At 65.5% G+C, this 26865-nt stretch carries 25 protein-coding genes; 10 read left to right on the forward strand and 15 right to left on the reverse strand.

Annotated features, from left to right (window positions below):
- Nucleotides 1-9 precede the first annotated feature (9 nt).
- The 4 genes from QXK92_RS21525 to QXK92_RS21540 are packed head-to-tail and all read right to left on the reverse strand — an operon-like array spanning nt 10 to nt 4204.
- Nucleotides 10-1047: a TIGR03857 family LLM class F420-dependent oxidoreductase gene (locus tag QXK92_RS21525; RefSeq protein WP_306245042.1), complete on the reverse strand. Its 1038-nt coding sequence runs from the start codon at nt 1045-1047 to the stop codon at nt 10-12.
- Complete coding sequence (locus tag QXK92_RS21530) at nt 1044-1421, reverse strand: nuclear transport factor 2 family protein (protein WP_306245043.1); 378 nt, start codon at nt 1419-1421, stop codon at nt 1044-1046. Before QXK92_RS21530 ends, QXK92_RS21525 begins: the two co-directional genes overlap by 4 nt.
- Nucleotides 1421-2554, reverse strand: coding sequence for a PHB depolymerase family esterase (locus tag QXK92_RS21535; protein ID WP_306245045.1), 1134 nt, complete (start codon nt 2552-2554; stop codon nt 1421-1423). Before QXK92_RS21535 ends, QXK92_RS21530 begins: the two co-directional genes overlap by 1 nt.
- A 9-nt stretch (nt 2555-2563) precedes the next feature.
- The gene (locus tag QXK92_RS21540; protein ID WP_306245046.1) at nt 2564-4204 is read right to left on the reverse strand and encodes an NAD(P)/FAD-dependent oxidoreductase; all 1641 of its coding nucleotides are present in this window, start codon (nt 4202-4204) and stop codon (nt 2564-2566) included.
- Between the two features lie 90 nt (nt 4205-4294).
- Between QXK92_RS21540 and QXK92_RS21545 the strand changes: the two genes are divergently transcribed.
- Nucleotides 4295-5311 carry a Rieske 2Fe-2S domain-containing protein gene (locus tag QXK92_RS21545; RefSeq protein WP_306245048.1) on the forward strand — a complete coding sequence of 339 codons (1017 nt, stop codon included), beginning with the start codon at nt 4295-4297 and terminating at the stop codon, nt 5309-5311.
- A complete protein-coding gene (locus QXK92_RS21550; protein ID WP_306245050.1) occupies nt 5308-5961 on the forward strand; it encodes a cysteine hydrolase in 654 nt (217 codons plus the stop codon). The genes QXK92_RS21545 and QXK92_RS21550 overlap by 4 nt, the downstream gene beginning before the upstream one ends.
- On the opposite strand, the gene QXK92_RS21555 is transcribed toward QXK92_RS21550, so the two are convergent.
- On the reverse strand, nt 5942-7150 hold the full coding sequence (locus QXK92_RS21555) for an IS110 family transposase (protein ID WP_306240110.1): 1209 nt from the start codon (nt 7148-7150) through the stop codon (nt 5942-5944). The genes QXK92_RS21550 and QXK92_RS21555 overlap by 20 nt on opposite strands.
- A 244-nt stretch (nt 7151-7394) precedes the next feature.
- Here QXK92_RS21555 and QXK92_RS21560 point away from each other — a divergent pair, with 244 nt between their 5' ends.
- The 3 genes from QXK92_RS21560 (at nt 7395) to QXK92_RS21570 (ending at nt 10099) form a co-directional block, all read left to right on the forward strand.
- The gene (locus QXK92_RS21560) at nt 7395-8012 is read left to right on the forward strand and encodes a PaaI family thioesterase (RefSeq protein WP_306245052.1); all 618 of its coding nucleotides are present in this window, start codon (nt 7395-7397) and stop codon (nt 8010-8012) included.
- Nucleotides 8013-8090: 78 nt separating this feature from the next.
- Entirely contained in the window at nt 8091-9728 is a 1638-nt protein-coding gene (locus QXK92_RS21565) for an acyl-CoA synthetase (protein WP_306245055.1), read from the forward strand.
- A complete protein-coding gene (locus tag QXK92_RS21570; RefSeq protein ID WP_306245057.1) occupies nt 9725-10099 on the forward strand; it encodes a lipocalin-like domain-containing protein in 375 nt (124 codons plus the stop codon). Before QXK92_RS21565 ends, QXK92_RS21570 begins: the two co-directional genes overlap by 4 nt.
- Here QXK92_RS21570 and QXK92_RS21575 read toward each other — a convergent pair.
- Both QXK92_RS21575 and QXK92_RS21580 read right to left on the reverse strand, forming a co-directional pair.
- Nucleotides 10096-11301: a cytochrome P450 gene (locus QXK92_RS21575; protein WP_306245059.1), complete on the reverse strand. Its 1206-nt coding sequence runs from the start codon at nt 11299-11301 to the stop codon at nt 10096-10098. The two genes, QXK92_RS21570 and QXK92_RS21575, sit on opposite strands and share 4 nt — an antisense overlap.
- 209 nt (nt 11302-11510) lie before the next feature.
- The gene (locus QXK92_RS21580) at nt 11511-12245 is read right to left on the reverse strand and encodes a YoaK family protein (protein ID WP_306245061.1); all 735 of its coding nucleotides are present in this window, start codon (nt 12243-12245) and stop codon (nt 11511-11513) included.
- Between the two features lie 151 nt (nt 12246-12396).
- Between QXK92_RS21580 and QXK92_RS21585 the strand changes: the two genes are divergently transcribed.
- Nucleotides 12397-13452, forward strand: coding sequence for a YihY/virulence factor BrkB family protein (locus QXK92_RS21585; RefSeq protein ID WP_306245063.1), 1056 nt, complete (start codon nt 12397-12399; stop codon nt 13450-13452).
- Nucleotides 13449-13571 carry a hypothetical protein gene (locus QXK92_RS21590; RefSeq protein ID WP_306245065.1) on the forward strand — a complete coding sequence of 41 codons (123 nt, stop codon included), beginning with the start codon at nt 13449-13451 and terminating at the stop codon, nt 13569-13571. Before QXK92_RS21585 ends, QXK92_RS21590 begins: the two co-directional genes overlap by 4 nt.
- On the opposite strand, the gene QXK92_RS21595 is transcribed toward QXK92_RS21590, so the two are convergent.
- Genes QXK92_RS21595 through QXK92_RS21615 form a run of 5 tightly spaced genes read right to left on the reverse strand, consistent with a single transcriptional unit; the run spans nt 13568 to nt 19489 of the window.
- On the reverse strand, nt 13568-14752 hold the full coding sequence (locus tag QXK92_RS21595) for an acyl-CoA dehydrogenase family protein (protein ID WP_306245067.1): 1185 nt from the start codon (nt 14750-14752) through the stop codon (nt 13568-13570). The genes QXK92_RS21590 and QXK92_RS21595 overlap by 4 nt on opposite strands.
- 5 nt (nt 14753-14757) lie before the next feature.
- A complete protein-coding gene (locus tag QXK92_RS21600) occupies nt 14758-15795 on the reverse strand; it encodes an acyl-CoA dehydrogenase family protein (protein WP_306245070.1) in 1038 nt (345 codons plus the stop codon).
- 3 nt (nt 15796-15798) lie between these two features.
- A complete protein-coding gene (locus tag QXK92_RS21605) occupies nt 15799-16653 on the reverse strand; it encodes an amidohydrolase family protein (protein ID WP_306245072.1) in 855 nt (284 codons plus the stop codon).
- Nucleotides 16650-18275 carry an acyl-CoA synthetase gene (locus QXK92_RS21610; RefSeq protein WP_306245074.1) on the reverse strand — a complete coding sequence of 542 codons (1626 nt, stop codon included), beginning with the start codon at nt 18273-18275 and terminating at the stop codon, nt 16650-16652. Before QXK92_RS21610 ends, QXK92_RS21605 begins: the two co-directional genes overlap by 4 nt.
- A gap of 8 nt (nt 18276-18283) precedes the next feature.
- Complete coding sequence (locus tag QXK92_RS21615) at nt 18284-19489, reverse strand: amidohydrolase family protein (RefSeq protein ID WP_306245076.1); 1206 nt, start codon at nt 19487-19489, stop codon at nt 18284-18286.
- A 271-nt stretch (nt 19490-19760) separates the two neighbouring features.
- On the opposite strand from QXK92_RS21615, the gene QXK92_RS21620 reads away from it, so the two are divergent.
- The gene (locus QXK92_RS21620; RefSeq protein ID WP_306246394.1) at nt 19761-20975 is read left to right on the forward strand and encodes a CaiB/BaiF CoA-transferase family protein; all 1215 of its coding nucleotides are present in this window, start codon (nt 19761-19763) and stop codon (nt 20973-20975) included.
- Nucleotides 20976-20984: 9 nt separating this feature from the next.
- Here the strand turns inward: QXK92_RS21620 and trxA are convergent, their stop codons facing one another.
- On the reverse strand, nt 20985-21359 hold the full coding sequence (gene trxA / locus QXK92_RS21625; protein ID WP_306245078.1) for a thioredoxin: 375 nt from the start codon (nt 21357-21359) through the stop codon (nt 20985-20987).
- A 297-nt stretch (nt 21360-21656) separates the two neighbouring features.
- Between trxA and QXK92_RS21630 the strand changes: the two genes are divergently transcribed.
- Together QXK92_RS21630 and QXK92_RS21635 are read left to right on the forward strand one after the other, a co-directional pair.
- Nucleotides 21657-23114, forward strand: coding sequence for an NAD(P)/FAD-dependent oxidoreductase (locus QXK92_RS21630; protein ID WP_306245080.1), 1458 nt, complete (start codon nt 21657-21659; stop codon nt 23112-23114).
- Between the two features lie 20 nt (nt 23115-23134).
- A complete protein-coding gene (locus QXK92_RS21635; protein ID WP_306245082.1) occupies nt 23135-23290 on the forward strand; it encodes a hypothetical protein in 156 nt (51 codons plus the stop codon).
- A 64-nt stretch (nt 23291-23354) separates the two neighbouring features.
- Here the strand turns inward: QXK92_RS21635 and QXK92_RS21640 are convergent, their stop codons facing one another.
- Both QXK92_RS21640 and QXK92_RS21645 read right to left on the reverse strand, forming a co-directional pair.
- Nucleotides 23355-26276 (reverse strand): RND family transporter, encoded by a 2922-nt coding sequence (locus QXK92_RS21640; RefSeq protein ID WP_306245084.1) that lies wholly within the window; start codon nt 26274-26276, stop codon nt 23355-23357.
- Nucleotides 26273-26704, reverse strand: a complete 432-nt coding sequence (locus tag QXK92_RS21645; protein WP_306245086.1) for an MmpS family transport accessory protein — start codon at nt 26702-26704, stop codon at nt 26273-26275. Before QXK92_RS21645 ends, QXK92_RS21640 begins: the two co-directional genes overlap by 4 nt.
- Between the last annotated feature and the right edge of the window lie 161 nt (nt 26705-26865).

Genomic DNA, 26865 nt, shown 5'->3' on the forward strand with positions numbered 1-26865 from the left:
CTCGCGAGGCTAGGTGCGGTAGGCCGCGACCACGGGTTCGAGCTCGTCGGGTGTGGCGCCGTGCAGAATCACCGCGTCGGCGCCGTAGTCGAACTCGCGCCGAATCCGGTCGGCGCACTGCTCAGCCGACCCCGTCGCCGACGGTTCCAGCCATTCTTCGGGGATTAGCGTGGCGATGTGCTCGATCTGCTCCGGCGTCGCCTTGTGGTCGATCCCACCCGCGATCGAGGTGACCACCGAATCTTCCCGGAACCGTTGCAGCACAGCAGGATCCCAGTTGTTGGTCTTGACCATCAGATCGCCGTACCCCTGCAGATAGGTGGCCAGCCGGGCAACGGTCTTCTTCAGCCGCAGCGGCTCGGGCAGGTGATCCCCGACGGTGGCGAAGCACGACCACACCCGCACGCTGTCCGGGTCCCGGCCCGCTTTCTCCGCCGCGGACTTCACCGTGGCAACACAGCGCTGCAGCGTCTCCGGCGTGAAGTAGGTGTGCAGAATGACGTCGTCGAACGCCCGCCCGCCTAGCGCCAGCGTCTTGGGACCGAACGCCACCAGCGCCAACCTGATGTCCTCGTCGAAGTCGCGGTCCAGAAACAGGATGGGGTACTTACCCATCGGCCCGTCGTGATTGAAGATCACCTCGCCGTGCCACAGCCGGCGCATGACCTGCGCCCAGTCCTCCATCTGCGCCGTGGTCACCGCCGGAATGCCGAACGCCCCGTAGATCGCGGCGATACCGCGACCGATGCCCAGGGTGAATCGTCCACCGGACAGCCGGTGCATGGTGGTGGCCCAGGAACCGGTGATCAGCGGATGACGCGTGTTGTGATTCGTTGCGGCAGTGGCAATTTGCATGCGGCTGGTCACCGCGCACGCCGCTCCTACCAGCGAGGAGGCCTCCTTGACGTTCCAGCGTTCGGAGATGAAGGCGGTGCCGAAGCCGAGCTCCTCACCACGACGTGCCTCGTCCATCAGCGTTGCGGGTCCCTCACCGCCCGCCCCCGCCAGCAGGTAGTAGCCCAGTTCGTCGAGCACCCGTTCACTCACTTCCAAACCCCTTGCTGATAGCCGCAATTCCAGACCTCGGTGATCCGGCCGTCGACCACGCGGAACACCTCGATGCTGGCCACGTTGGTGACGCCGCCGTCGGCCATGACCGTCGAGTCATAGACGATGGCGACGTGCTCGCCGTCGTCGCCCGCAACCACGATATTCAGGTCGAAGTGCAGCGACTCGCACACCTGCCACATGTCGGCGACGCGTTGCACCGCCTGGGCGTGGGTCAGGGTCTGAGCCGCACCCACCCCGTGCCGAATGACGTTGTCGGCGAACAACTCGTCGGCGAGTTGCAGGTCCTGCTCGTTCCACACCACCAGGTTGTAAAGCTCCACCACCTCGCGCGCGGTGCGCACTGCCCCCATCAATCGGCCGTCCGCAGCGACATGTCGTCTCTGACCTCGCGCAGGAACCGCTCGGAGATGGCCTGCACGCGGCGGGAGAAGACATGGCTGACGTGGCCGCCGCCGTACCAGTGCAGTTGACCGCCCCACTTGTCCTGCAACACCAGCGCCGGCTCCAGCATCGCCATCCGGTCGTGGCGCGCGGCGACAATCAGCCGGCGCTGCGGCGGGGGTGCCGGGTCGGCCATCAGCGGATCGATGACGGTGGTGAGCCGGGAGACCACCTCGGACTGCAGCAACCTCCGGTACTCGCGGTGTGACGACCCCGAGCGCCCGAGGTGTCGCGCGATCATCGCGTTGAGCCCCAGGATGGGCGTATACAGCGCCACGGCGTCCACCTCCCGCTCGAGGTGCGACACCAGCGCGGCAACCGGACTGCCCATCGAAACCCCGGCAACCACAACCGCGGTGGCTTGCCGCCGGGCCCAGCGCACCACCGCCCGGATCTCCGACACCGACCGCATCATGCCGGCGACGTTGCCCAGCGGGTCCATGTCCGGATAACTCGGCCAGTAGCCCTTCCGGCTGCCGTGGCCGGGCTGGATAGGCATCGCGACATTGAACCCCAGGCCGTGGTGAATCCGGTCGATGCGCGACATCAGCATGTCTTCGGCCCCGCCCTGGCCGGCCCCGTGAATCCAGATCAGCCACGGCCGCGGACCATCGCGGTGCCGGCACAGATGCACCGCGGCCCGCGACGGGCCGCCGAATCCCTCGTCGGTCAACGTCTGCGGCAGCGCCGGATCATGCTCGAAAGACAAGCGCTCATAGGCCAGTCCGGCGATCTTGCGCCGCTTGATCGCCCGCACCCGCAGCGCAGCCGGTTCGGCGTGCGCGCCGTCGATGCCCAGCGCCGACAACTCCTCAGCTGCGGCCGCGCAGGCGTCCAGCGATCGGATGTTGCGCGGCGCACTGCCCCCCAGCACCGAAAACCCGGTCAGCACAAGCTCATCGAGGAATACTTCGCCGAACTGGCGGACACCCCGCGGGGCCGAGGGCTCCGACCGGGTCGACTCGTTGAAGCCGGCCACCGTCCGCGGCAGCACCATCCCCAGTTCTCGGGTGATGCCCAGCCCACGCTGTGCCCACGACATACCAATCACCTACCTCAGCTTGAAACCGATATAGCCGCTCGCCGCGATTTCGTCGCAGCGCCGCCGGTATTCGGGAATTCCGCCGGTATAGCCCATGTACATCCGCCTCTTGCCGGGCACATTGCCCCCGTTGTACCAGGAGTTGCAGGACGGGTGAACAAGCACGGTCGGCGCCACCAGCGCCGTGGTGTGCTCGATCCAGTCCTGTTGCGCACTCTCTTGCGCCTCGATGCAGCGCACACCGTTGGCGCGCAGGGAGGCGATGCAGTCGCCGATCCACTCGACGTGTTGTTCCAGCGCCGCAACGAAGTTCGTCGCCGCGCTGGGGCTGCCCGGTCCCTGGATCATGAACAGGTTCGGAAATCCGGCAATCGCCAGGCCGAGGTAGGACAACGGGCCGGCGTCCGCCCAGAATCGGCTCAGCTGCAGGCCGTCGCGACCCTGAATGTCGATGCGGCTCAGCGCTCCGGTCATGGCATCGAAGCCGGTGGCGTAGATCAGCACGTCAAGTTCGTACTCGCGTCCGCCGGCGCGGATCCCGGCCGGAGTCACCGTATCGATCGGGTCTGCGCGCAGGTCGACGAGGGTGACGTTGTCCCGGTTGAACGTTTCGTAGTAGCCCTGGTCGATGATGGGGCGCTTGCAGGCGAAGGGATGTGCGGGCACCAGCGCCGCGGCCGTCTGCGGGTCCCGCACGATGCGGGCCACCGCCTCGCCGTAAAGCCGTGCGGCCATCCGGTTGGCCTCAATGTCGAAGAAGACGTCGCCCCAGTTCAGCGCGCCGAGCACGCCTTTGTCGTCGATAGCGCGCAGTTGCTCCTCCCGGGTGGCCGCTTTCAGGGGCGGACTGCCCAGCATCTCCAGCAGCACCGAGAAGGCACTGAGGCGGGCCGCGCCGATCGGGTGAGCCCGTTGCGCCGCCCGGATCTCGCCGTAGCGGGCCTTCATCGCGTCCAGTTCACCCGGTTCGAACCGGTGCACCTGCCAGGGCAGGGTGTAGGGCGCCGACCGTTGAAACACCAACAGCTGCTGCGCCTCCCGGGCCACCACCGGGATGAGTTGCACTCCGGTTGAGCCGGTGCCGATGACGCCGACGCGCCGGCCGGCCAGATCGACGCCGTCACGCGGCCAGCGGCTGGTGTACAGCGACGTTCCGACGAATGACGCCATGCCGGCAATGTCGGGCTCCAGCGGGACGGACAGGATGCCGGTCGCGGCGACGACAAACGGCGCCGTGATCGTCTCGCCCGCCTCGGTGCACACCTGCCACATCGCCATGTGCTCGTCGAAGGTCATGGCGACGACCCTGGTGTTGAACGTGATATCGCGACGCAGGTCGAGGCGGTCGGCGACGAAGTTCAGGTACGCCTCGATCTCGGGCTGGGCGGGCATCGATTCCGTCCACACCCAGTCCTGCTGGATCTCCTCGGAGAAACTGTAGGAGTATTCGATGCTTTCGATGTCGCAGCGCGCGCCCGGGTAGCGGTTGAACAACCAAGTGCCACCAACGTTTTCGGCCGCTTCCAGCCCACGCGCGCGCAGGCCTAGCTGACGCAGGCGGTACAGCATGTACAGCCCGGAGAAGCCCGCGCCGATCACCAGGACGTCGGCGCCGGTCGACGCCTCGGTACCGGCAACCGCTTCAGTCATCTCGCTCCTCGCGACACCGGATGAGTAGAGCCAACGTGCTGAAATCTATACTGTAACGAATTTAGTATCAGACGGCGGGAGGTGTCCGGCTTGCAGGTTCCGTTCACCTGGAAGGTCACCGGTTGGTTCATGATCGGCTGGTCGCCGGAGTTTCCGGCCGGCGAAGTCCGGCCGCTGCACTACTTCGGCGAAGACCTGGTTGCCTACCGCGACGAGTCCGGCGAACTGCACGTGCTCGAAGCGCACTGCAAGCACCTCGGCGCACACCTCGGCCACGGCGGCACGGTGGTCGGCGACTGCGTGCAATGCCCCTTCCACGGCTGGCGCTGGGGACCCGACGGCACCAACCGCTATATCCCCTACCAGCCGGACCGGCCCAACAAGGCGTTGACGCTGCGGACCTATCCGGTCACCGAGCAGTACGAATGCGTCTTCCTGTGGCACCACCCGCTCGGCGGCGACCCGCAATGGACGATGCCGGACATCTTCGGCAAGTTCCCGCAGTTCGAGACGGACCCGGCCGCCTACTACCGGGCGTACCCGGAGTTCTCCCGGCGCGCCGAGCGCGAACCGGTGCACCCCCAGATCGTGGCGGAGAACGCACCAGACAGCGCTCATTTCGAGTACGTGCACCACGCCTCGGTGACACCGCGGGTGCTGGACTGGACGATCGCCGAACACGAATGGCGGTTCGTCGCCGGCTGGCCCGACGCCCGCAGCGACAACCCCGACGATCTCGCGCTACGTTTCCACAGCCACCTGTTCGGCCTCGGCGGAGCGATCAGCGTGTTCGAGGGTGCCCAGAATCATCGCCTGATCTTCACCTGCACGCCGGTGGACGACGAATGCTCGGACCTGTTCTATTCCATCTGGTGGCCGCGGACCCCGGGCGACACCGGCGAGGTGCCGCAGGGCAAGCTGCGCGAGCTGATCGAGAAGCAGTTCCTGTCCACCGTGTTCGACGATCTGGAGATCTGGCGCTACCAGAAGTACGTCGAGCATCCGGCGCTCTCCAAGACCGATGCGAAAGGGTATATGGCACTGCGCAAGTGGGCTCAGCAGTTCTACGACGTGCCACCTCGCGGCACGATGAACGCGTCCGCATGAAGCCCGCGCTCGCCCAGCTGGTGGCACCCGGGCACACCGCCGTCGTCACCCAGGAGTGCCAGGGCGCGGTGATCGGCCCCGATGCCGGACTGCCCTTGCTGGCGGCCGAGGCCCGCCGCGTCGCTTTGCCCAACATCGTGCGACTGCTGCCCGCCGCCCGCGCCGCCGGAGCGCACGTCGTGCACTGTCTGGTGCGGCGGCGACCGGACGGACTCGGCTCCAATCACAACGCCAGGATCTTCGCGATGAGCGGCGGTACCGTCGACCTCGCGCCCGGCACACCTGGTGCCGCTCTGCTGCCCGAATTAGGTCCTGAGCCAACCGATCTGACGCTGAGCCGGTGGCACGGTGTCGGGCCGATGGGCGGTACCGATCTGGACGCGGTGCTGCGCAACCTGGGTGTGACCACCATTGTGGCAGTAGGCGTCTCGCTCAATATCGCGATCCCCAACCTGGTGATGGACGCGGTGAACGCGGCCTACCGGGTCGTGGTACCGCGCGACGCCGTCGCCGGCATCCCTGCCGACTACGCCGACGCGGTCATCGCCAATTCGCTGTCGCTGCTCGCCACCATCACCACCACCGACACGTTGCTCGAGGCCTGGGCTGAAGGGACTCTCAATGAAGAAGTCAAGCCGCCGATTCAGTGATGGGTGGTGAGTCGGGTTGCCAGGTGCGGTTGTCGCGGATGAGTGCGTAGAAGACGTTGGTGCGGCGTCGGGCCAGGCAGATTGTGGCCGGGATCGCTCGTTTGCCTTCGTCTCTCTTGCGCCGGTAGTAGGCCTTGGAGTCGGGGTCGCAGCGGATCGCGGTCAGTGCGGACATGTACATGACGCGGCGGAGTCGACGGCTGTAGCGCTTGGGGGTGTGCAGTCGTCCGGTGCGTTTTCCGGAGTCTTTGGATACCGGGGCCAGTCCGGCCCAGGCGGCGAGTTGGTCGGCCGATCCGATCAGCGCGGGATCGCCTACGGCGGCGAGGAATTCTGCACCGAGCCGAAAGCCCATGCCGGGCAGGCTGGTGATCACCTCAGCGAGCGGATGGCGGCGAAATCGGCCCTCGATGTCGGTATCGGTGGTCTTGATGCGGTCATCGAGGGCGATCACCCCCTGGGCCAATTCGGCGACCAGGGCGGCAGCGACCTCTTCGCCGGGCAGGCGCACCGTCTGAGACTTGGCGGCGGTGACCGCCGCCGCAGCGATCGCGGCTGCGTTGCGGACCCCGGCATCGGCCAGTATCCGGGTCAGCCGCGAAAGCCCCTTCTGACGAATCACTTTCGGTCTTTGATAGCGCGAGAGCAGCACCACCCACCCGCGATCCTGGGTGATCTGAGCGGCCCGCTCCAAGGCCGGGCACACCGCGATGAGTTGCTGGCGCAGCCGGTTGATGGTGCGGGTGCGGTCGGCCACCAGATCCGCACGATGGGCGGTGAGCATGCGCAGTTCGGTGATCAGGTCGTCGTCAGGATGCAGGATCGGCAGATCAGCACCACGCATCCGCGATTGGTCGGCGATCACCCGGGCGTCCTTGGCGTCGGTCTTGGCTTCGCCGCCGCGGTAGGTCACCGAGGCTTGCCAGACCGCACGGCCGGCGAGGTAGCGCACCGACTTGCCGGCGTCAGCCAGCACCGTCAACAGCAGGCTGGCGTACACCGTGGTCAAATCCACCGTCCAGGCCACCTGTCCGGCCACCCCTTCGATCTCGGCGATCAGCTCGCGAATCGATTGCTCATCGTTGGCGAGCTTGCGCGAGAGCACCACGGCGCCCTTATCGTCGACCACGCACACCCAATGGTGTTCCTTGCCGACATCCACACCAGCCCACAACTGGCTCGCCGCCATCGAACCTCCTCTTCGCTTGTTGCCCAACATGATCCCCACGGACGACCCCGCCAGCATGTCCTTAAACAAGCGATCACATCGCAGATCTCAATCAGCGGCCAGAGAAGTCCAAGCAGACCGGGCGGCCAGTCCTTTCAAGCCGCACCCACGGGCCGACAACAACATGACAGCCTCACCCGGCCCACCCGGGTCACAGCACAACGTAACAACACGAAGTAACTGCAACTACGAACTTAAGGACACCATGACAGACACGACCAGCGAGATCCGGGGTGGTTTCCCCGATGTCCGGCCCCTCGAGGCGCCGCCGGGGCTGGAGCGCTACATCACCGCCCTGCGCCGGCTGCAGGACCTGACGGTGTCGACCAAACCCGACGCCGCGGCGTGGGACGCCGCCAGCGATCATCTCGAAAGCGCCTGTGCCGTACTGGAATCCCATCGCGTGCCCGAGATCGAGGTGCCGGCCGGCCGCGTCCTGGAAATCCCGGGCCTGGGCCATCCGCTGATGCCACCGTGGACGCTGACCACGATGGGCTCCGACGAAGTCGTCATGCAGGGACACTTCACCCAGTCCCATGTGGGCGGGAACCACGCGGTGCACGGCGGCATGATCCCGCTGTTCTACGACTGGCTGTTCGGCATGGTGGTCACCGGTGCCGACATCCGTCCGACCCGGACGGCCTACCTGCACGTCGACTACCGCAAGGTCACCCCGATCGACGAACCGCTGACCGCGCATGGGCACATCGACCGAATCGAGGGCCGGAAGGTGTTCATCACCGCCAGCATGACAAGCTCCGATGGTGCGGTACTCACCGAGGCCACCGGCCTGATGGTCCGCCTGCTCCCCCACCAACCGTAACGGCGCGAGCAGACACAAAATCGCACCCGTCGGGGCCCGCGTGTGCGATTCTGCGACTGCTCGGCAGGAAGGACTCACGTGCCTGAATTCACTGTGCCCGCTGTCGCGGCGGCCATTGCCGCCGCTATTCCCGACCGCGAACTGGTGGTCCAGGGCGACAAGCGCTTCACCTACGCCCAGATCGTCGAACGGTCCAACCGGCTGGCCGCCTACCTGCACTCGCGCGGCCTGGGCTGCCACACCGAACGCTCCGAGCTCCCCGGCCACGAGGCCGGCCAGGACCTGCTGGGCCTGTACGCCTACAACGGCAACGAGTTCGTCGAGGCGCTATTCGGCAGCTTCGCGGCGCGGGTCGCTCCGTTCAACGTCAACTACCGCTACGTCAAGAAGGAGCTGCAGTACCTGCTGGCGGACTCCGGGGCGACCGCGTTGCTCTACCACGCGGCCTTCGCTCCGCAGGTGGCCGAGGTGCTGCCCGATCTGCCGAATCTGCGGGTGCTGATCCAGATCGCCGATGACTCGGGCAACGAACTGCTGGACGGGGCAGTCGATTACGAGAGCATCGTGGCGGAGCCCGCCGACCCACCGCCGGTGCAGCACTCGCCCGATGACCTGTACGTGCTCTACACGGGCGGCACCACCGGAATGCCGAAGGGCGTGCTGTGGCGCCAGCACGACATCTTCATGACCTCCTTCGGCGGCCGCGACCTGATGACCGGACAGTTCGTGACTTCTGTCGAGGAGATCGTGACGCGGGTGAGCGCCGGTCCCGGCACCAAGGTCATGGTGTTGCCGCCGCTGATCCACGGCGCCGCGCAGTGGACCGTGATGATGGCCGTGACGACCGGGCAGACGATCGTGTTCCCCACGGTGGTCGACCATCTGGATGCCGACGACGTGGTGCGCACCATCGAGCGCGAGCGCGTGGCCGTGGTGTCGGTGGTCGGTGACGCAATCGCCCGCCCGTTGGTCGCCGCGATCGAGAAGGGGATCGCCGACGTGTCGTCGCTGTTCGTCGTCGCCAACGGCGGCGCCCTGCTGACGCCCTACGTCAAGCAGCGCCTGATCGACGCGCTGCCCAACGCCATGATCGTCGACGGCGTCGGGTCCTCTGAGACCGGTGCCCAGATGCACCACATGTCCACCTCGGGCGCGGTGTCGACCGGCACATTTACCGCCGGACCGGACACTTTCGTTGCGGCCGAGGACTTTTCGACGCTCCTCGCACCAGGCCACGACGGCATCGGCTGGCTGGCCCAGCGAGGTTATGTGCCGTTGGGTTACAAGGGCGATGCCGCGAAGACGGCTGCGACCTTCCCGGTGATCGACGGTGTGCGCTACGCCGTCCCCGGCGATCGCGCCCGCCATCACGAGGGCGGCCACATCGAGTTACTGGGACGGGACTCGGTCACCATCAACTCCGGCGGCGAGAAGATCTTCGCCGAGGAGGTCGAGACCGCGATCGCCTCGCACCCGGCGGTCGCCGACGTGGTGGTCGCCGGCCGCCCGAGCGAGCGGTGGGGCCAGGAGGTGGTCGCGGTCGTCGCCCTGGCCGAAGGAGCCAGCGTCGAGGCTCAGGAACTGGTGGCCCACGCCGGCCAGTCACTGGCTCGGTACAAGTTGCCCAAAGCGGTCGTGTTCCGCAGCGTGATCGAGCGCAGCCCCTCGGGCAAGGCCGACTACCGGTGGGCGCGCGAGCAGGCACTGAATCCATGACTCTGCGACAGGCGCTGCCGGGCGGCTGGCTGCTGGAGTCCTTCGTCTCGCGCCGTGACGGCACCGGTCCCGTCCGGTACCCGTTCGGCGAGCATCCCTCCGGCCTCATCCTGTACACCACCGATGGCCACATGTCCGCGCAGCTGACGCCGGGCACCGGCGAATTCGTCTCCTACGGAGGGCGATTCGAGGTCGACGAAGCGGCAGCAACCGTCACCCACCACGTCATCATCGCGACGATGCCGGAACTGTTGCTAGAGCCGCAGATTCGGCACGCGCGGGTCGAGGATGACCGGTTGACACTGTCGGCCCGCCAGACCACGGACCAGGGCGCCATACACAGCACCCTGGTCTGGCGCCGCGACGGCTAATCCAGGACCCGGACCGGTACGTGGCTCCAGCCGGCCACGTTCTGCATGTTGACGCGCCGGCACCCTGACCAGTCCACCTCGTAGCGCGGCATGAAGTCGAGCATCCGGTCCAGGGCGATCGTGCTCTCCAGCCGCGCCAGGGCAGCGCCGAGGCAGCTGTGGATGCCGTAGCCGAGCCCGAGGTTCTGCGCCTGGGTGCGGTCGCGATCGATCTCGAATGTGTCGGGATCCTTCCACGCCAACGGATCCCGGTTGGCCGAGGCACCCACCAGGAAGACCGGTTTGCCGGCCGGGATGGTCGCGCCGTGCAGCATGACGTCGCGGGTTGAACGCCGGACGTTGTACTGTGCTGGTGCCTCGTAACGCAGCAGTTCCTCCACCGCGAGTGGGATCTTGGAGCGATCATCGAGCAACTTCTGCCACTGGTCCGGAAACTTCGCGAACACCACGGCGGCGTTGCCGATCAGCTTGGTGACGGTCTCGGCCCCGGCACCTCCCAATAACGTTGCGAATTCTGTGATCTCGATGTTCGTCAGGTGGCCCGTCTCGCCGTTGTCGCGTTCGATCTCTGCCACGATCAGCCTGCTCAACAGATCGTCGCCCAGTTTTTCGCGACGCTGTTTGGTGAGCCGGTAGTAGTAGACGGCCATGTCGACGGCGGACTTCTGCCCGCTCTCGCCCATCTCGACCTCACCCGGACCGCGGTGCAAGAGATCGTCGATCCACAGTCGGATCTGCTGCCGGTCCCGCTCCGGCACTCCCTGCAACGTGGTCATCACGTCGACCGGAAAGAGCGCCGAGAAATCCTGGACGAAGTCGAAGTGAGCCGGATCCACCGCGGCCAGATACGTGTCGACCACCCGAGTCACCAGCGGCCGCAACGCCTGGATGGCCCGCGGCGTGAACACCTTGTTGAGCAGACCGCGCATGCGGCGGTGCTCGGGCGGATCCATCGCAATGATCGAGCCGTGCTCGGTCACGTGCCCCGTGCGCACCTGAGCGAGGTCAACGCCGTATGCCGACGAATAGGTCTGGTAGTCCTTGAATGCCGCGGCGACGTCTTCGTGGCGGGTCAGCGCGTAGAAGTCGTACTGCCGGCTGTAGTAGACGGGCGCTTCGTCGCGCATCCGGCGGTACGTCTGGTAGGGACTGGTGAAGAAGTCTTCGGAGAACGGGTCGAATACCACCGTGGCAGCGGTCATGAACTCCTCGTCTTCCGCCTGCTCCGGCAACCTGAGGTGCGTCCGGTAACACTTACAGTATAGAAAACAAGTGCCCGCCGGAAGCCGAGCAGACACAAACTCGCACCGAAACCCGCACTCGCGTGCGAGTTTGCGGCTGCTCGGCAGGAATCCGGCGGGTTACCTGCCGAAAGGGTGGGAAATTTACCCCTGTGAGCGAGCCATGTTGCCTAGTTTCCTCCTGCGGGCTGCGGTGCGCCCTCCGTGATCGCAGCGCCGCTGTAGCGGTTCTGCACTAGGTACGCGGTGCCCAGCGCCAGGCAGATCGCGGCGGGTATCAGCAGCGCGTATCCGCCGAATCGCGCGCCGGCCAGAATCCCTGCCACGCCGCCGCCCAGGAACAGCAACAGCGTGACGCCCAGAATCGCGGCCTTCCACCTGTCGATGCCGTGCGTGCGGCTGCGCCCGATCATCAGCCCGAGGTCGGTGATGGTGCCGGTGAAATGCGTGGTGCGCACGGCCATTCCGCGGAAGCTCGAGGTGAGGCCGTTTTGCAGACCGAGGGCCGTTGCCGCCAACATGGCCTGTATTCCCGTGTCCATCGCGGTTGCTTCCACTCCGGCGGCGGCCAGTAACAGCAGTGTCGCCTGCATCGTCAGCACCGTGGCATGACGCGCGCCCAGCGTGGCCCGGTCGGAGGACAGCAACGCGCCAGCAACTGCCGAGCCCACCAGGAACCCCGACAGGATGGCGAGCAATACGTGGCTCTCGTAACGCCACGGGTTGGCGGTGTCCATGCCGAGCTGAGTGGTCACCCCGGTGAGGTTGCCGACCGGCACCGCCAAGATCATGAGCGCCACAGCGTTCACCAGACCCGCATTGAACGCCAATGCCGCGCAATAGCCGAGCAACCGGCCCTTCACGGGATCGCCGGCTCGGCTTACTCGCGTGACGTCGGTGGACATCGATATCCCTCCCCTTCGCCGCCGCGTCAGCGGTGGCCTGACCTCAATGCTGCGAAGGTGGCCTTGGAGGATTCTTGGGCGATTCTTGGTACGGCGCGCGTCAATTGCCCGCGCCGGGTGTGGACCGGCGCGTCGGCGGGAACCGGAAAGTATGGCCCGACCCGACGCCGATGACGAGCGCAAATGCGCGCTCGATCCCGACGACCCGCGTAAACCCGATTCTCCGGACGACCTGACCAGGGCGTCGTGGTTGTTCGTGCTGCGCAAGACCGCGTACGAGTTCAGCAAGGATCAATGTCTCGACCTCGCCGCCGGACTCACCTACTACGCGGTGCTCTCACTGTTTCCGGCGCTCCTGGTGCTGGTTTCGTTACTCGGCGTGGTCGGTCAAGGGCGCCGTACCACCGACGCCCTGCTCGAAGTGGTCGCCGGTATGGCGCCCGCGTCGGCGGTGGACATGCTGCGCCAGCCCATTGCGCAGGTGGTCGACAACCCCTCGGCCGGTCTGGCACTGGTGTTCAGCGCGCTGGCGGCGCTGTGGTCGGCGTCGGGATATGTCGGCGCCTTCGGGCGCGCGATGAACCGCGTGTACGAGATCGGCGAGGGCCGCCCGGTATGGAAGCTGCGTCCGCTGCAGTTGGGACTGACGTTCGCCGGCCTGGTGCTGGCTGCGGCGGTGGCCTTCATGCTGGTGATCAGCGGCCCGGTCACCGGGGCGGTCGGCAGCGCGTTCGGCTTGGGCAGCGCCGCCCAGACGGCCTGGTCGATCGCGAAGTGGCCCGCCATACTGGCGATCGTCACGCTCGTGGTGGCGATCCTCTACTACGCAACACCCAACGTCCGCCAGCCCAGGTTTCGCTGGATCAGCGTCGGGGCCGGGGTGGCGATTGTGGTCTGGGCCGCCGCGTCAGTCGGATTCGGTTCCTACGTCAGCCATTTCGGAAGTTACGACAAGACGTACGGCGCGCTGAGCGGCGTGATCGTATTCCTGCTGTGGCTGTGGATCACCAATCTCGCGCTGTTGTTCGGTGCTGAACTCGACGCCGAACTCGAACGGGGACGGCAGCTGCAGGCCGGGATCGAGGCCGAACACGAATTGCAGTTGCCGCCCAAAGACACTCGTGCCCTGGCGAAGAAAGAAGCCGCCGCGCGCAAAGACATCAGGCGCGGGCGCCGGCTGCGCCGCACCCGGGGCGGAGGCGAATGATTCTGCCTCAGAACGCGTATCGCACCCGGTTCCGGGTCAACCTGGCAAGCGGCACCACCGTCACGAAGTCGCTGGAAGCGAAGTGGGAGTCCGGGCAGAGCCCCACTTGGCATACCTAACCCACGGGTGCTGAGTAGGCCGGCTTGCCGAGGCCCAGCACGTGCTGGGCGATCATGTTGCGGAACACCTCCAGCGTGCCGCCGTATATCCCGGCCAGTGGAGCAAAGCGGTACAGGTATTCCGAGGTCCCATTGTCGGCGGCACCGTCGGTCTCGATGGGCAGCACCGACGCCGGGCCGGCGACATCCATCAGGTCCGGCCCGATGTCGCGCATAGTCTGCGCCTGAGCGACCCGGCCGAAAATGCTCGGCGTCGACAGCGCCGCCTCCAACCGAGCCGCGCTGCGCCCCAGCCGATATGCGACCGACCCGTCGTCGATCGGTGGTACCCCGCTCGCATCCGGCTGTCCCACCCGGGCTGCCACGGCATCGAGGGCCGCAGACATGAACCCGGTCTGATGCTGCATGATCGCCACGTCCTGCAACCCGTCCGGTGCCGCGGCGACGGCACCGTGCTCGGCGTCCAGAGGTCCCCGCAATACCGTCCACCCCCCGTTGACCTCGCCGAGCAGATACTTCTCGTCGACCCGGACATCGCTGTAGTACACGATGTTGGTCCGGTCGCCGTCGACTGTGCGGATGCCCTGGATCTCGATGCCGGGCAGGTCGAGGGGGACCAGAAACATGGTCAGACTCTTGTGCTTTCGCGCACCGGGGTCGGTGTTGGTGATGAGGAAGACATACTGACAGTTGTGGGCGCCGGTGGTGAACATCTTGGAGCCGTTTATCACCCATTGATCGCCGTCGCGCACGGCGCGGGTCTTGCACGTTGCAATGTCCGAGCCGCCCTCAGGTTCGGTGTACCCCAGGCACATGCGCACCTCGCCGGTGAACACCTTCGGCATCACCTCCTCGACGAGTTCGGGTTTACCGAAGGCGGCGACGGCGCGCGCCACCATCGCCGTGGTGCCCCAGGTCACCCACGGGGTATGCACGCGCCGCTTCTCCAACTCCCAGATGCGACGGCGCACCCGGGTGAAGCCGCCTGCGGACAACGGCGTCCACTCTTTCTCCAGATATCCGGCCGCGCCGAAGGCCAAATGCACGCCCTCGTCGAAGTTGTCGCCGGTTTCCCGGTCACGCCGGCGAACCTCGTCGGTGACGTGTTCGGCGAGGAACGCACGGGCCTCGGCGAGAAAGGCCCGGTCATCGTCGTTGAGATCAACAAGGCTGAAATCCATTGCGATTACGCGCTTTCCCGCTCGGCAACCATGCGCCCCACCTGTTTTGCCGTCAGACCGGGGTCTCCTCCGGCCAGTGCCCACCCCCGGGCCCGGACCAGATACGCCGTCGCGGCGGCTTCCACCGATACCCCGAGACCGCCCTGGATGTGCACCGCCATGGTCGCCGCTTTGGGCGCTTCTTCGGCCATGAACACGAATGCGCACCCGGGCAATTCGGGCCGCTCGTCGGGCTCGTTGTCGAGAAACCATGCGGCGCGCCGCGCCAGGTTGCGGCCGCCCTGGACGGCGATCGCCATGTTCGCCAGCGGATGCGAAATCGCCTGCAGCGTCGAGATGGGCACTCCCAGGGTGTAACGCGTCTTGGCGAACTCGGCCGCGATCGTCATCGTCTGCTCGACCAGACCGGTCAGTGCCGCGGCGGTCAGCACCCGCCATTCGTCGACGGCAAGACGGTACGCGGCGACGGCCTGCGGGCCCGTACCCAGAACCGTGCGCGAATCGGCAGTATCGGGATCCACCCAGGCCATCGGCAGCTGGCCGAGATTGGGCACCCGCTCGGGGCGGGTGGCGAAACTCAGCAGCAGGATGTCGTCACCGGCACGCACGATCACACCATCGGCAACCGCGGCGGACGGGACAACACGCCGGCCGGTCGCGGGTTCCGGGGCGATATCCAGGCCGAGAATCCGGTTGCCGTCGACCGCGTCCGATGTCACCGCACCGAGCCGTTCGGCGAGGCGCGCCGCGCAGACGTGATCGATCCACGGCACGGGTGCCAGTGCCCGCCCCAGTTCCTCGGCGACCAACGCCAGATCCACCAGGGTCGCCCCGTCACCGCCCGCGTGCTCCCCTACCGCCATCGAGCTGGCGCCCATCGCGCACAACCGCTCCCAGAGGCTCTTGTCGAATCCCGTCTCCTGCGCGGCCCAGACGGTCTCGATGGGGCAATGGGTGTCCAGCAGCTGTCGGTAGGCCGATTGCAGGGCCTTGTGATCCTCGGTCAGGCTGTAGTCGATCCGGCGTAATTCGTAGCGATCCATTCGTTACCGCTCCTGATCCTTTCCGGCGCCGAAGAAGAACTCGTTGGCGTTGTTGTGAAGGTAGTTGTCGAGGACCTCGGCCGGCAGGTCCAGCGCTTTGGCCTCGGGCACGACGCGGTGCTGGCGCAGTACCGGCCAGTCGGAGGCGAAGATGACCTTGTCGGGACCGCGGGTGCGCATGTAGTGAATTAGGCTGTCCGGCAACCGCTTCGGTGACCACGCCGAGGTCATCAGCCGCAGGTTGCGGTACTTGATCAGCATCCGTATCGCAATGTCCCACCACGGGTCGGCGCCGTGGATCATGCACAGCTTCAGCTCCGGAAAACGCACACACACCCGGTCCAGGTGAATCGGGTTCTGCACTTCGCCGGGGATGGGCGGTCCGGGCAGACCCGTGTTGACGCACAACGGCAGTTCGATCTCGGCGCACTTGGCGTACAGCGGGTAGTACACCGCATCACTGGGCGGATACTGGCCGTCGGCCCAGAAGCTGGGGCCCACCACCGCGTAGGCCACCGGTAGGTCGGCTGCCACGGCGGTCAACTCCCGCAACGACTTGACCGGACGCAGCAGGTTCATCCCGCCCATCGCGAGAGCGAATCGATCCGGCCGCTCTTCGGTGAACTTGCGTGCGGTGACCGAGGGTTTGGCAAGGTTGTCCATCAGAATGGCCTTGCGCACCCCGTGTTCGTCCATCTCATCGAGCAACGCGCCGAGGTCGACGGGGTCGAACATCGACTGCGGACCTTTGAAGTAGTCGTCGCGCACCCTGTTCATGAACTCGGGCTGGGCTTCGGTTTCACCGAAGTGCACATTGACGAGACAGTCGATCACCGGCCGTGGGTCAGGTGGCGTCATTGGCGGGATGTCCTTGCGGTGCTTGAGTTTTCGGCGTGGCAGGTGGCCCATCGGTAATCGGCCTTGCCGTTACCGAGCCGACGGATGCGATCTACCACGAGAAACATCTTGGGAACTTTGAACCCCGCCAACTCGGCGGCGCAGTGCGTTTGCAGCGCGGCCGTGTCCAGCTCGCCCACATCCCGGGGCTCGACCAGCGCGACCACTTCCTGTCCCCACCGCTGGCTGGCGCGGCCCACTACCAAGGCATCGGCGACGGCCGGGTGTGCTCGCAGCACCTCCTCGACCTCCTCGACGAACACCTTCTCGCCGCCAGTGTTGATCACCAGCGAATCCCGGCCGAACAACCGCAACGTGCCGTCGGCCTCCAGCGAAGCACGGTCGCCTGAAATCACCACCCGCTGCCCGTCGACGACCGGGAATGTCTTTGCGGTCGCGGCCTCGTCGGCGAAGTAGCCCAACGGGATACGGCCGGTGCGGGCCACCCAGCCGATCTGCGGTTCGCCCGGCTCGAGGAAGCGCCGGTAATCCTCCGACAGCACCAGGCCACCGGTCCGGATCGTGAAGGTGTCGGTTTGAGCACCCTGGCGGCTGTGCCCGAAACCCATGTTTCCCGTTTCGGACGAGCCGTATCCGTTGATCAGCGTGATGTGCGGGAGATACTTCAACAGCGCTTGTTGATGTTTGACGTTGGTGGCCGCCCCGCCGGTGCCGATCGCGAACAGGGCCGACAGGTCGTAGCTGCGCCGGCCGAGCTCCTCCACCAGTGGCGCCGCGTAGGCATCGCCCACCATGGTCATCAAGCCGACCTTCTCGCGTTCGGCGACCTCGAGCACCGCGGCGGGATCGAACTTCTGGCGGGTGTCGTACAGGACGGCCGTCTGCCCGGACAGGATGGCCGAGAAGGCGGTCCACATCCCCGCGGCGTGCATCAGCGGGGACACCGCAAACCAGGGCGCCCCGGCCCGTCGCGCCCGCTGGTGAATCTCGGCCACGCCCTCGTGGTCGTCTCCATTCATCGACGCGACGTACATGTCCGCCTGCCGCCACAACACCCCTTTGGGCCGGCCGGTGGTACCGCCGGTGCAGATCATCAGCAGGTCGTCCGGTGACGGTGTGCTGGTGTGGTCGGAATCGCCCTGTGCCATCGCGTCTTCGAGTGATACCGCGCCGGCGAGCTGGGGGGCATTGCGGCCGTCGTCGATCGACAGCAGCAGGTCTGCGCCGGGCAGCACATCGGCGAACTTCGCACCGAGAGATCGGTGGTAGATGACGCCGCGCGGCCTGACGTAGGCCAGCAGGTCGGCCACTTCGCGTGGGGTGTAGTAGTGGTTGACGTTGACCGGTACCACCCGCGCTTTCAGGCAGGCGATGACCATGTCGGGGTAGAGGTCGTTGTGCATGACCAGCGCGACCCGGTCTTGCCCGCATTCCCAGTTGCCCAGCGCAGCACGTTCGGCGTGCGCGCCGAAACCGTTGCCGGCCAGGTAGTTGGCTACTCGGCGGGTTCGGTCGGCGGATTCGGCGAATGTGCTTCGCCGGGTGCCGCAGACGGTCATCAGCCGATCAGGCACGGCGTCGGCGACCGCATCCAGTACCGCTCCGATGGTCCATTCGCTCATCGTGCGTGTTACACCGTGACGCTCGCGCCCAGCAGATCAAGGGCGTTGTCGCGCATCACTTTCCGGGTGTCCTCGGTACTGAACTCGGGAAACTGCGGGATGTCGGCGGTGAACGACATGGGATCGGCCAGGCCCTCTCCGTGTGGCCAGTCCGAGCCGAACAGAATCTTGTCCACGCCGATCGTCTCGGCGAGCAGCTTCACGTCGTCCTCGTAGTACGGCGCGATCCAGACATTGTTCCTCAGCTGCTCAACCGGGTCGGCCTTGAAGTGGTACGGCGCGGTGTTGGCCGCCTTCTTCAGCCGCTTGATCAGCCGGTAGACGAAGTACGAGCCATTCTCGATGCTCGCGACCTTCAGCGTGGGGTGCCGGGTGAAGACCTGGTGCACGATCATCGAGGCCATCGTGTCGTGGATCGCGCGGTCGTCCAGCAGCACCTGGTCGAGCGGGTCCTTCTTACCGAATCCCTCGAAGGTGGCCTTGCCGCCCCACAGCGCGTTGATGGCCAGATAGCCGCTGTCGCTGAGGTGGAACCCGACGGGAACGCCGGCCTCGGCCAGCCGGGCCCAGACCGGGTCATGCACCGGGTCCCCGAGCGAGCGGGGCTTGACTCGGCCAGGCACCGGAGCCGGCCGGACCAGCACCATCTTGGCACCTCGGCCGAGCACGAATTCGACCTCCTGGATGGCCATCTCGGGGTCGGCCAGGGAGATGATCGGCGCGGAGATGATGCGGTGATCGGGACGATCGAATCCCCAGTCCTCGTCCAGCCATTGGTTGAATGCGTGCACCGAGGCCATGGTGGCGTCGATGTCGCCTTTGAGGGCTTCCTCGACGCCACAGGCGAAGGTCGGCAACATGAAGACCGTCTCGAGATTCTGGGTGTCCATCACGCGCACCCGGGCCTCGCGATTCTGATACTCCGGATGGTTTTCCAGCCGGTCGACCTTCATCAGCGAGGCCGGGTCGACGCCGTCGGGAATCTCGCCGCGGAACAGCAAGTCCAGGCAGCCCGGTTCGATGATCGGGTCGAAGGTCGGGTTGGGGATGAACTGGTTGATGCGTTCGCCGATCACCGCCCAGGTTCGTTTGCCGTCCCGCAGCATCTGCACGCCGCGTCGCTTGAACTCCTTCGGCAGGTGGCGGGTGAACGAGTCGATCGGTTCGTAGTAGTGATTGTCGACGTCGATCGCCTGGTAGCCCAGCGTTGCCATCGTGGACGTCCTTCCCCAGTAAGCTGCGTGACCCGCCGACGCGCGGCCGCCCAGTACATACTGTATACCTATCGGTACTGCTTTCTGCAATGACCGCCGAGACCGTCGGAAGTCAGAAGAATGCCTGATCAGACGCCTCTCGGAGATCACTTCACGGACGCCTGCGCGGCGCAGCGACAGCCCGGGAATGCGTAGCCCTATACCGTACTGACTACAGTAGGTCTCACGTTCGACGCCGCCCAGGGAAAGAGGTCCGCCGATGATCAGGGTGATGGAGGGCATTCGGGTCCTCGAGGTCGCGCAGTTCACCTTCGTCCCGGCGGCGGGAGCGATCCTCGCCGACTGGGGAGCCGACGTCATCAAGGTCGAACACCCCCTGCGCGGAGACACCCAGCGTGGCTTCCTCAATATGGGCGGCATCCAGATCAACCCGGACCGCCATCCCCTGATGGAGCACCCCAACCGCGGCAAACGCAGCGTCGGTATCGACGTGGCCACACCGGGCGGTCAGGAAGTGCTCTACGAATTAGCCAAGGTTTCCGACGTCTTTCTCACCAACTACCTTCCCGCGCAGCGCCAGAAGAACAAGTTCGACGTGGAGCACATCCGCGCGGCGAATCCCGGCATCATCTACGCGCGCGGGTCGGCGTATGGCGACAAGGGGCCCGAACGGCACACCGGCGGGTATGACGGCACGGCCTTCTGGACCCGCAGCGGCGTGGGCTACGCCCTGACCCCCGCGGAACTGGGTGGCGCGCTGGGGCAAGGCATTCCGGCGTTCGGCGACTCCATCGGGGGGATGTTCATCGCCGGGGGCATCTCGGCGGCACTGCTGCACCGGGAACGCACCGGCGAAGCTGTCGAGCTCGACGTGTCATTGCTGAGCACCGCGTGGTGGGCGGCAGGTGCGAGCGTCACCCAGGGCATGGAGGCCGGAGAGGTGATGCGCACACCCATGCCCGGATCTCTCGCCCCCTCGGTCAACCCGTTCATGGGCAACTACCTGACCTCCGACGGCGGCACCATCAACCTCTGCATCATCAGCCCGACCGGGCTGATCCGGGATACCTTCGAGCATCTCGGAATTCCGGAGGCGGCCAACGATCCTCGCTTCTCCGAAGTGCTGCCCCTGATACAGAATGCCGATGCGGCCGGCAAGCTCATCGCCGACGCGTTCGCCGCCAAACCGTTCGCGTACTGGCGACAGCACCTGAAGACCATGAAGGGTCAGTGGGCGCCGTTCCAGAGCCTGCTCGACCTGGCCCAGGACGAGCAGGCGCTCGCCAACGACATGATCTCAGAGGTCGAAGTGGCCAGCGGCGGAGCGCCATTCAAAGTGGTACGCGGACCGGTTCAGTTCAACCACGAGCCGCTGCAAACCACCCGGGCACCACAAGCCTCCGAGCACACCGAAATCGTCCTTATGGAGATCGGGATGGACTGGGACCGCATCGCCGCCCTCAAAGACGCCGGCGCCATTGCCTGACCCGGCCGATTATGCGTTCGCCCCGGCCTTACGCTGTGCGATCTTGGCGCGCACCGCGTCCATATCCAGGCCCCGGACCTTGGTGATCAAGTCCTCCAGGACGGCGGGCGGCATCGCCCCGGCCTGGCTGTAAACGAGGATCCCATCCCGGAACGCCATGATGGTGGGCACCGACCGGATACCGACCGTGCCGGCCAGCTCACGCTCGGCGTCAGTGTCGACCTTGGCGTGCACGACGTCGGCGTGCTTCTGCGCGGACCGCTCGAACACCGGCGCGAACGCACGACACGGTCCGCACCACGGGGCCCAGAAGTCAACCAGCACAATCGAATTGTCGACGATCGTTGCCTCGAAGTCGGTGGCGGTGAGGGATTTGACGGTCATTGCTCTTCCTTATCTCTGGCAGCGAGCCGGTCCAGGGGATCCTGGAACAGCCAGGCCGCTCGTACCTACTGAAACCGTTATACCCCGAGGGGTATTCCCGCACAGCGACGTCGTGCGGGGCGCGCCCGAGTTCCGCCGATAAAGGTCATTCGACCCTAGGAACGCCGCACCAACACGGGCCACTCTGGCAATAGGCCGCTCGCCGGGGGTCGCCGTTCGTATACCCTACGGGGTATACTCTCAACGAGCGTCCACGCCCGCTGAGCGTTGGGGGTCTTTGCAGAGAGGGAGCGAAATATGGCACGAGTCCTCATCCTCGGCGCCGGCATCGCGGGACACACTGCCGCGCTGCATCTCCGCCGATGGCTGAACCGCAAGCACGAAGTCGTCGTAATCTCCCCGAATGCCGATTGGAACTGGATCCCGTCGAACATCTGGGTTGGGGTCGGCAGGATGGATGCCTCAAAGGTGCTCATCCCCCTGCAGCCGATCTATCGGCGCAAGGGAATCGTCTTTCATCAAGGTCTCGCGACGGCGATCTATCCAGAGGGCAAGGGCGAGCAGTCGATGCCATCGGTGGACTTCACCTATACCGACCGGGCGCGCCAGGGCGAGATCGGCAATCTCACCTACGACTATCTCGTCAACGCCACCGGGCCCCAGCTTAATTTCGCGGCAACCCCTGGTCTTGGACCGCAGGGACATTCTTATTCAGTCTGTACCGCGGCCCACGCCACTGAGGCGGCGAAGGCCCTCGATGAGGTCATCGCCAAACTGAAGGCCGGCCATCAGCAACGCCTGGTCATCGGAGTCGGGCACGGCACCTGCACGTGCGAGGGCGCAGCGTTCGAATACGCCTTCAATGTAGAACACACCCTGCGTACCGCCGGGGTTCGCGACCTGGCCGAAATCGTCTATTTGACAAACGAATACGAGCTTGGCGACTTCGGCGTGGGCGGCATGAGCTTCGTCGAGAAGGGCTTTGTGCAGTCCAGCCGCCTATGGACCGAGTCGTTGTTCCGTGAGCGCGGTGTCAAGGCGATCACCCAGGCAGCCGTGCACGAGGTGATGGACGGCAAGCTGCGATATGAGCAGCTCGACGGCACAGAGCATGACCTGGACTTCGACTTCGCCATGCTGCTGCCCCCTTTCAGGGGCGCCAGCCTGGCCGCCTATGACAGAGAGGGCAACGACATCACGTCGTTGCTGTTCGCTCCGTCCGGCTTCCTGAAAGTGGACGCCGACTACTCCGGCAAGCCTTTTGACGAGTGGAGCGCCGAGGACTGGCCGCACACCTACGAGTCAACGGCCTATCCCAACATATTTGCGCCGGGGATCGCTTTCGCGCCGCCACACCCGATCTCGAAGCCGCGGAAGAGCCGCAACGGTACCGTCATCACTCCCAGCCCGCCGCGCACCGGCATGCCATCGGGTGTGATGGCCAAGACGGTGGCCGCAACGATTCGGGATCGTATCGACAACGGGGCCGCGGCTCCCGCGCACCGCGCCTCGATGGCGAGTATGGGCGCCGCATGCGTCGCATCGGCAGGCACCGGATTACGCGAGGGATCAGCGGCTGCGATGACCATGTTCCCCGTCGTGCCCGATCCGGCCAAGTATCCGCAGACGGGGCGCGACATCGCCGGCACCTCAGGCGAACTCGGCCTGGCAGGACATTGGATCAAGGCATTGTTGCACTACCTGTTCATTTACAAGGCGAAGGCACGGCCGTTCTGGTGGCTGATCCCCGAGTGAAAGGTGCTCCCGTGAAAGACATGGACTCGGAGGTCAATGTGCTGACCGCCGAACGCATTGCCGATGCCCCGCTTCCTACCGATTCGACACTGCGCAGGCGCCGAAACCCCTTCGTGCAATTGTGGCGTTTCGCCCGCATCAATCTGAGAATGATGAGGATCATTCGCGCCCACTGACTTTGGAGTCGCTTGCCTGACTCCGGTAGCGGCGTCTTTCGCGGCGTCTGAGGGTTTCGCCCCGTCAGACGCCGGCCCCCACCTTCTCCTCGCGGCGTTCTGCCGGCCGGGGCGCATCGGCTTCTTCGCCCAACAGCAGCGAGCGCACCAGCCGGCGCGGACCGAAGGGCCGCAGCATGTAGCTGGCGGGGCGGGGCCGCACCTTGAGCGGCCACCAGAACCACCTGCCGAGCAGAGCGGCGATCGACGGTGTCATCAGGGAGCGCACGATCAACGTGTCGAACAACAGGCCGAGCCCGATTGTGGTGCCGGCCTGGCCGATGGAACTCAGGTCGCTGGCAGCCATGGACATCATGGTGAACGCGAACACCAGGCCCGCGGCGGTGACGACGCCGCCCGTTTCACCCATCGAGCGGATGATCCCGGTCCGCAGACCCGCGCCGATCTCCTCCTGGAATCGGGAGACCAGCAACAGGTTGTAGTCGGAGCCGACTGCCAGCAGGATGATCAGGCCGAACACCGGTGCGATCCAGTTGAGCTCCAGACCGAGGATGTGCTGCCACACCAGGACGGACAGCCCGAACGCGGCGCCCAGCGACAGCAGCACCGTGCCGACGATCACCAGCGAGGCGACCAGGGCCCGTGTGATCACCACCATCACGACGAATATCAATGTCAGAGCGGCTATTCCGACGATCAGCAGGTCGAACTGGGAGCCGGTCTGGATATCGTTGTACACCGCGGCGGTGCCGGTGAGGTAGAACTTGGCATTGGCCAGCGGCGTGCCCTTCACCGCTTCGTGCGCGGCGTTGAGCTCGGGTTTGACGGCCGCGATGCCTTTGGGCGTCGCCGGGTCGGTGTCGTGGGTGATGATGAACCGCGCCGCTTTCCCGTCGGGCGACAAGAACAGCTTCAGGCCCCGCTGGAAGTCCGGGTTGTCGAATGCCTCGGGCGGCAGATAGAAGTAGTCGTCGGCCTTGGACGAGTCGAAGGCCTGGCCCATCGCGCTTGCGGTGTCGGTCATCCGTGACATCTGAGTGACCAGCCCGGAGAAGCTGCTGTGCAGCGTGAGCAGCGTGCCCTGCATCGACTGTGCCACCGCGATGATCGGAGGAAATTCGGCGGCCATCCTGGGCAGCAGGGCGTCGATGTTGTGCATGTCGCCCAGCAGGGTGGTCATGTCCTCGCTGAACTTGTCCACACCGTCGATCGCCTCGAACACCGATTTCGCCGCCCAGCAGGCTGGAATGTTGAAACAGTGCTGTTCCCAATACAAATAACTGCGGAACGGCCTGGCGAAATCGTCGAAGTCGGCGAGATGGTCCCTCATCTCGTCCAGGGTGGCCTTCATCGTGCCCATGTCGCCGACCATGTGGTGCGTCGTGCCGCTCATCTGGTTCACCAGCCCCTGCATGCGCTGCATCGAGGCGATCATGACGCCGAGATCGTCGCTCATCGTGAGCATGTCGGCCATCCGGTCCTTCATGAACTGCAGGTTCTGCTGGATCGGCAGCGACTGCATGCTGACCTGGAAGGGAATCGAACTGTGCTCGATCGGTCCGCCCAGCGGCCTGGTGATGCTCTGCACCCGGGCGATTCCGGGGGTCCGGAAGATGTCCTTGGCGATCCGGTCCAGGATGATCATGTCGCTCGAGTTCCGCATATCGTGATCACCCTCGATCATCAGGATGTCGGGGTTGAGCCGGGCCGCGCTGAAATGCTTTTCCGCGGCGTTGTATCCGACGTTCGACGGCAGACCGGACGGGATGTAGTAGCGGTCGTTGTAGCTGATCGACATGGTCGGCACCACGAGCAGGCCGACGAGGGCGATGAGCAGTGATGCGACGAAAATCGGCCCGGGCCAGCGAACGGTTGCCGTCCCCATCCGGCGCCATCCCCGCGTCTTGATCATCCGCTTGGGATCGAGCAGTCCGAATCGGGTCGCGACCGCGACGACGGCCGGCGCCGCGGTCAATGCACCGGCGATCACCACGAGCAATCCCACTGCCGACGGGATGCCGAGAGCCTTGAAGTAGGACAACCGCGCAAAGTGCAGACAGAAGGATGCGCCGGCGATCGTCAGCCCGGAGCCCAGAATGACGTGATAGGTACCGCGAAACATCGTGTAGTAGGCGGTTTCCCGGTCTTGCCCGGCTTGCCGCGCCTCCTGGTAGCGCCCGATCAGGAAGATTGCGTAGTCCGTCCCGGCCGCGATCGCCAATGACGAGAGCATAGCCACCACGAACGTGGAGAAGCCCAGCAGGTCGTAGTTGCCCAGAATCGCGACGACGCCTCGGGCCGTGCCCATTTCGAAGCCGACCATCACCAGAACCAGTAGCACGGTGACGACGGAACGGTAGACGATGAAAAGCATGATCATGATGACCACACCGGTCACGCCCATCATCTTGAACATGCTCTTGTCGGCGGCTTCATTCATGTCCGTGGTCAGCGCCGCCGGACCGGTGACGTATGTCTTGATGTCCGGGGGCGGCTTCGACTCATCGACGATCTTGCGGACGGCGTCAACGGACTCGTTGCCCAGCGTGCTGCCCTGGTTGCCGGCCACATTGATCTGGACGTAGGCGGCCTTGCCGTCCCCGCTCTGCGACCCGGCCGCGGTGATGCGGTCGCCCCACAGATTCTGCACGTGCTGAACGTGTTTGGTGTCCGCGGCCAGCTTCTTGACCAGACCGTCGTAGTAGGCGTGCGCCTGGTCACCGAGGTCTTTCTTGCTCTCCAGGACGACCATGACGATGCTGTCGGAGTCAGATTCGTGGAACGTCGCGCCGATGCGCTTGGCGGCGATCATGGCCGGTGCGTCCTGCGGGGACATCGTCACCGCATGGGTACGGGCCACCGATTCAATCGGTGGCACAAGGAGATTGACGGCAAGGGTCAAAAGGAACCACAACAGGATGATCGGAATGGCGAAAGCCCGGACGAATCGCATGAAGCGCGGGCGGGTGTCAGTGTCAGTTTTCATGCGGCTTTCACCAGACAGAAGGTTTGGGCGTGATGACCGGTCGCTGACTGCTCATCCCGGACATCGCCGTTGACGGTGATGCGGCAACCGATTCGGTCGCTGTCCCCCTGCGCCACGACGTTGGCGATGACGGCCGGATTGGTCGTCGAGATCGTGTACGTCCAGGGCAGGCTGCTGAACCTGGCCTCCTCAGCCTGGGCGTCCTTGTTCAGATAGCTCAGGCTTCCTGTGGTGTCACTGGGCCCAAATACTTCGTAGGTCACGGTCTTTGGGTTGAAGGGCACGATCGTCTCCGCGGCACTGCCGGTGGTCGAGAACAGCTTGTCGGAGCCGAAGACGCCACGCAGTCGCTGCACCGCGATGCCGCCGAGGGCAACGGCGACCACGACGACAAGCGGTATCCAGGCTCGCTTGAGAAAGGTGAGCATGATGGTTCCCCTGGTCTTTCGGCCTTGCCTTTACTGAGTCTCGCGCCGGGCCCGAGTGGCCGAAAGGGTCGTTTGGCCTTCGTTTCGATGGCCTTCCGTCGCACACACAAACGCCCGTGCCCTCATATCTGCCTCCTTCGTCCGGCGTCGCTCCCTGGTGA

The sequence above is a fragment of the Mycobacterium sp. TY815 genome, assembly GCF_030755135.1.
GTDB lineage: Bacteria > Actinomycetota > Actinomycetes > Mycobacteriales > Mycobacteriaceae > Mycobacterium.

What these genes read in the sequence shown, in the direction of transcription:
- QXK92_RS21605 (WP_306245072.1), bottom strand. Translation starts at nt 16,653, where the DNA reads ATGACGCCACCTGACCCACGGCCGGTGATCGACTGTCTCGTCAATGTG.
- QXK92_RS21595 (WP_306245067.1), bottom strand. Translation starts at nt 14,752, where the DNA reads ATGGATTTCAGCCTTGTTGATCTCAACGACGATGACCGGGCCTTTCTC.
- trxA (WP_306245078.1), bottom strand. Translation starts at nt 21,359, where the DNA reads ATGACCGTCAAATCCCTCACCGCCACCGACTTCGAGGCAACGATCGTC.
- QXK92_RS21585 (WP_306245063.1), top strand. Translation starts at nt 12,397, where the DNA reads ATGGCCCGACCCGACGCCGATGACGAGCGCAAATGCGCGCTCGATCCC.
- QXK92_RS21540 (WP_306245046.1), bottom strand. Translation starts at nt 4,204, where the DNA reads ATGACTGAAGCGGTTGCCGGTACCGAGGCGTCGACCGGCGCCGACGTC.
- QXK92_RS21645 (WP_306245086.1), bottom strand. Translation starts at nt 26,704, where the DNA reads ATGCTCACCTTTCTCAAGCGAGCCTGGATACCGCTTGTCGTCGTGGTC.
- QXK92_RS21615 (WP_306245076.1), bottom strand. Translation starts at nt 19,489, where the DNA reads ATGGCAACGCTGGGCTACCAGGCGATCGACGTCGACAATCACTACTAC.
- QXK92_RS21635 (WP_306245082.1), top strand. Translation starts at nt 23,135, where the DNA reads ATGGACTCGGAGGTCAATGTGCTGACCGCCGAACGCATTGCCGATGCC.
- QXK92_RS21555 (WP_306240110.1), bottom strand. Translation starts at nt 7,150, where the DNA reads ATGGCGGCGAGCCAGTTGTGGGCTGGTGTGGATGTCGGCAAGGAACAC.
- QXK92_RS21590 (WP_306245065.1), top strand. Translation starts at nt 13,449, where the DNA reads ATGATTCTGCCTCAGAACGCGTATCGCACCCGGTTCCGGGTCAACCTG.
- QXK92_RS21640 (WP_306245084.1), bottom strand. Translation starts at nt 26,276, where the DNA reads ATGAAAACTGACACTGACACCCGCCCGCGCTTCATGCGATTCGTCCGG.
- QXK92_RS21535 (WP_306245045.1), bottom strand. Translation starts at nt 2,554, where the DNA reads ATGTCGTGGGCACAGCGTGGGCTGGGCATCACCCGAGAACTGGGGATG.
- QXK92_RS21575 (WP_306245059.1), bottom strand. Translation starts at nt 11,301, where the DNA reads ATGACCGCTGCCACGGTGGTATTCGACCCGTTCTCCGAAGACTTCTTC.
- QXK92_RS21570 (WP_306245057.1), top strand. Translation starts at nt 9,725, where the DNA reads ATGACTCTGCGACAGGCGCTGCCGGGCGGCTGGCTGCTGGAGTCCTTC.
- QXK92_RS21560 (WP_306245052.1), top strand. Translation starts at nt 7,395, where the DNA reads ATGACAGACACGACCAGCGAGATCCGGGGTGGTTTCCCCGATGTCCGG.
- QXK92_RS21580 (WP_306245061.1), bottom strand. Translation starts at nt 12,245, where the DNA reads ATGTCCACCGACGTCACGCGAGTAAGCCGAGCCGGCGATCCCGTGAAG.
- QXK92_RS21620 (WP_306246394.1), top strand. Translation starts at nt 19,761, where the DNA reads ATGGAGGGCATTCGGGTCCTCGAGGTCGCGCAGTTCACCTTCGTCCCG.
- QXK92_RS21610 (WP_306245074.1), bottom strand. Translation starts at nt 18,275, where the DNA reads ATGAGCGAATGGACCATCGGAGCGGTACTGGATGCGGTCGCCGACGCC.
- QXK92_RS21530 (WP_306245043.1), bottom strand. Translation starts at nt 1,421, where the DNA reads ATGGGGGCAGTGCGCACCGCGCGCGAGGTGGTGGAGCTTTACAACCTG.
- QXK92_RS21600 (WP_306245070.1), bottom strand. Translation starts at nt 15,795, where the DNA reads ATGGATCGCTACGAATTACGCCGGATCGACTACAGCCTGACCGAGGAT.
- QXK92_RS21630 (WP_306245080.1), top strand. Translation starts at nt 21,657, where the DNA reads ATGGCACGAGTCCTCATCCTCGGCGCCGGCATCGCGGGACACACTGCC.
- QXK92_RS21550 (WP_306245050.1), top strand. Translation starts at nt 5,308, where the DNA reads ATGAAGCCCGCGCTCGCCCAGCTGGTGGCACCCGGGCACACCGCCGTC.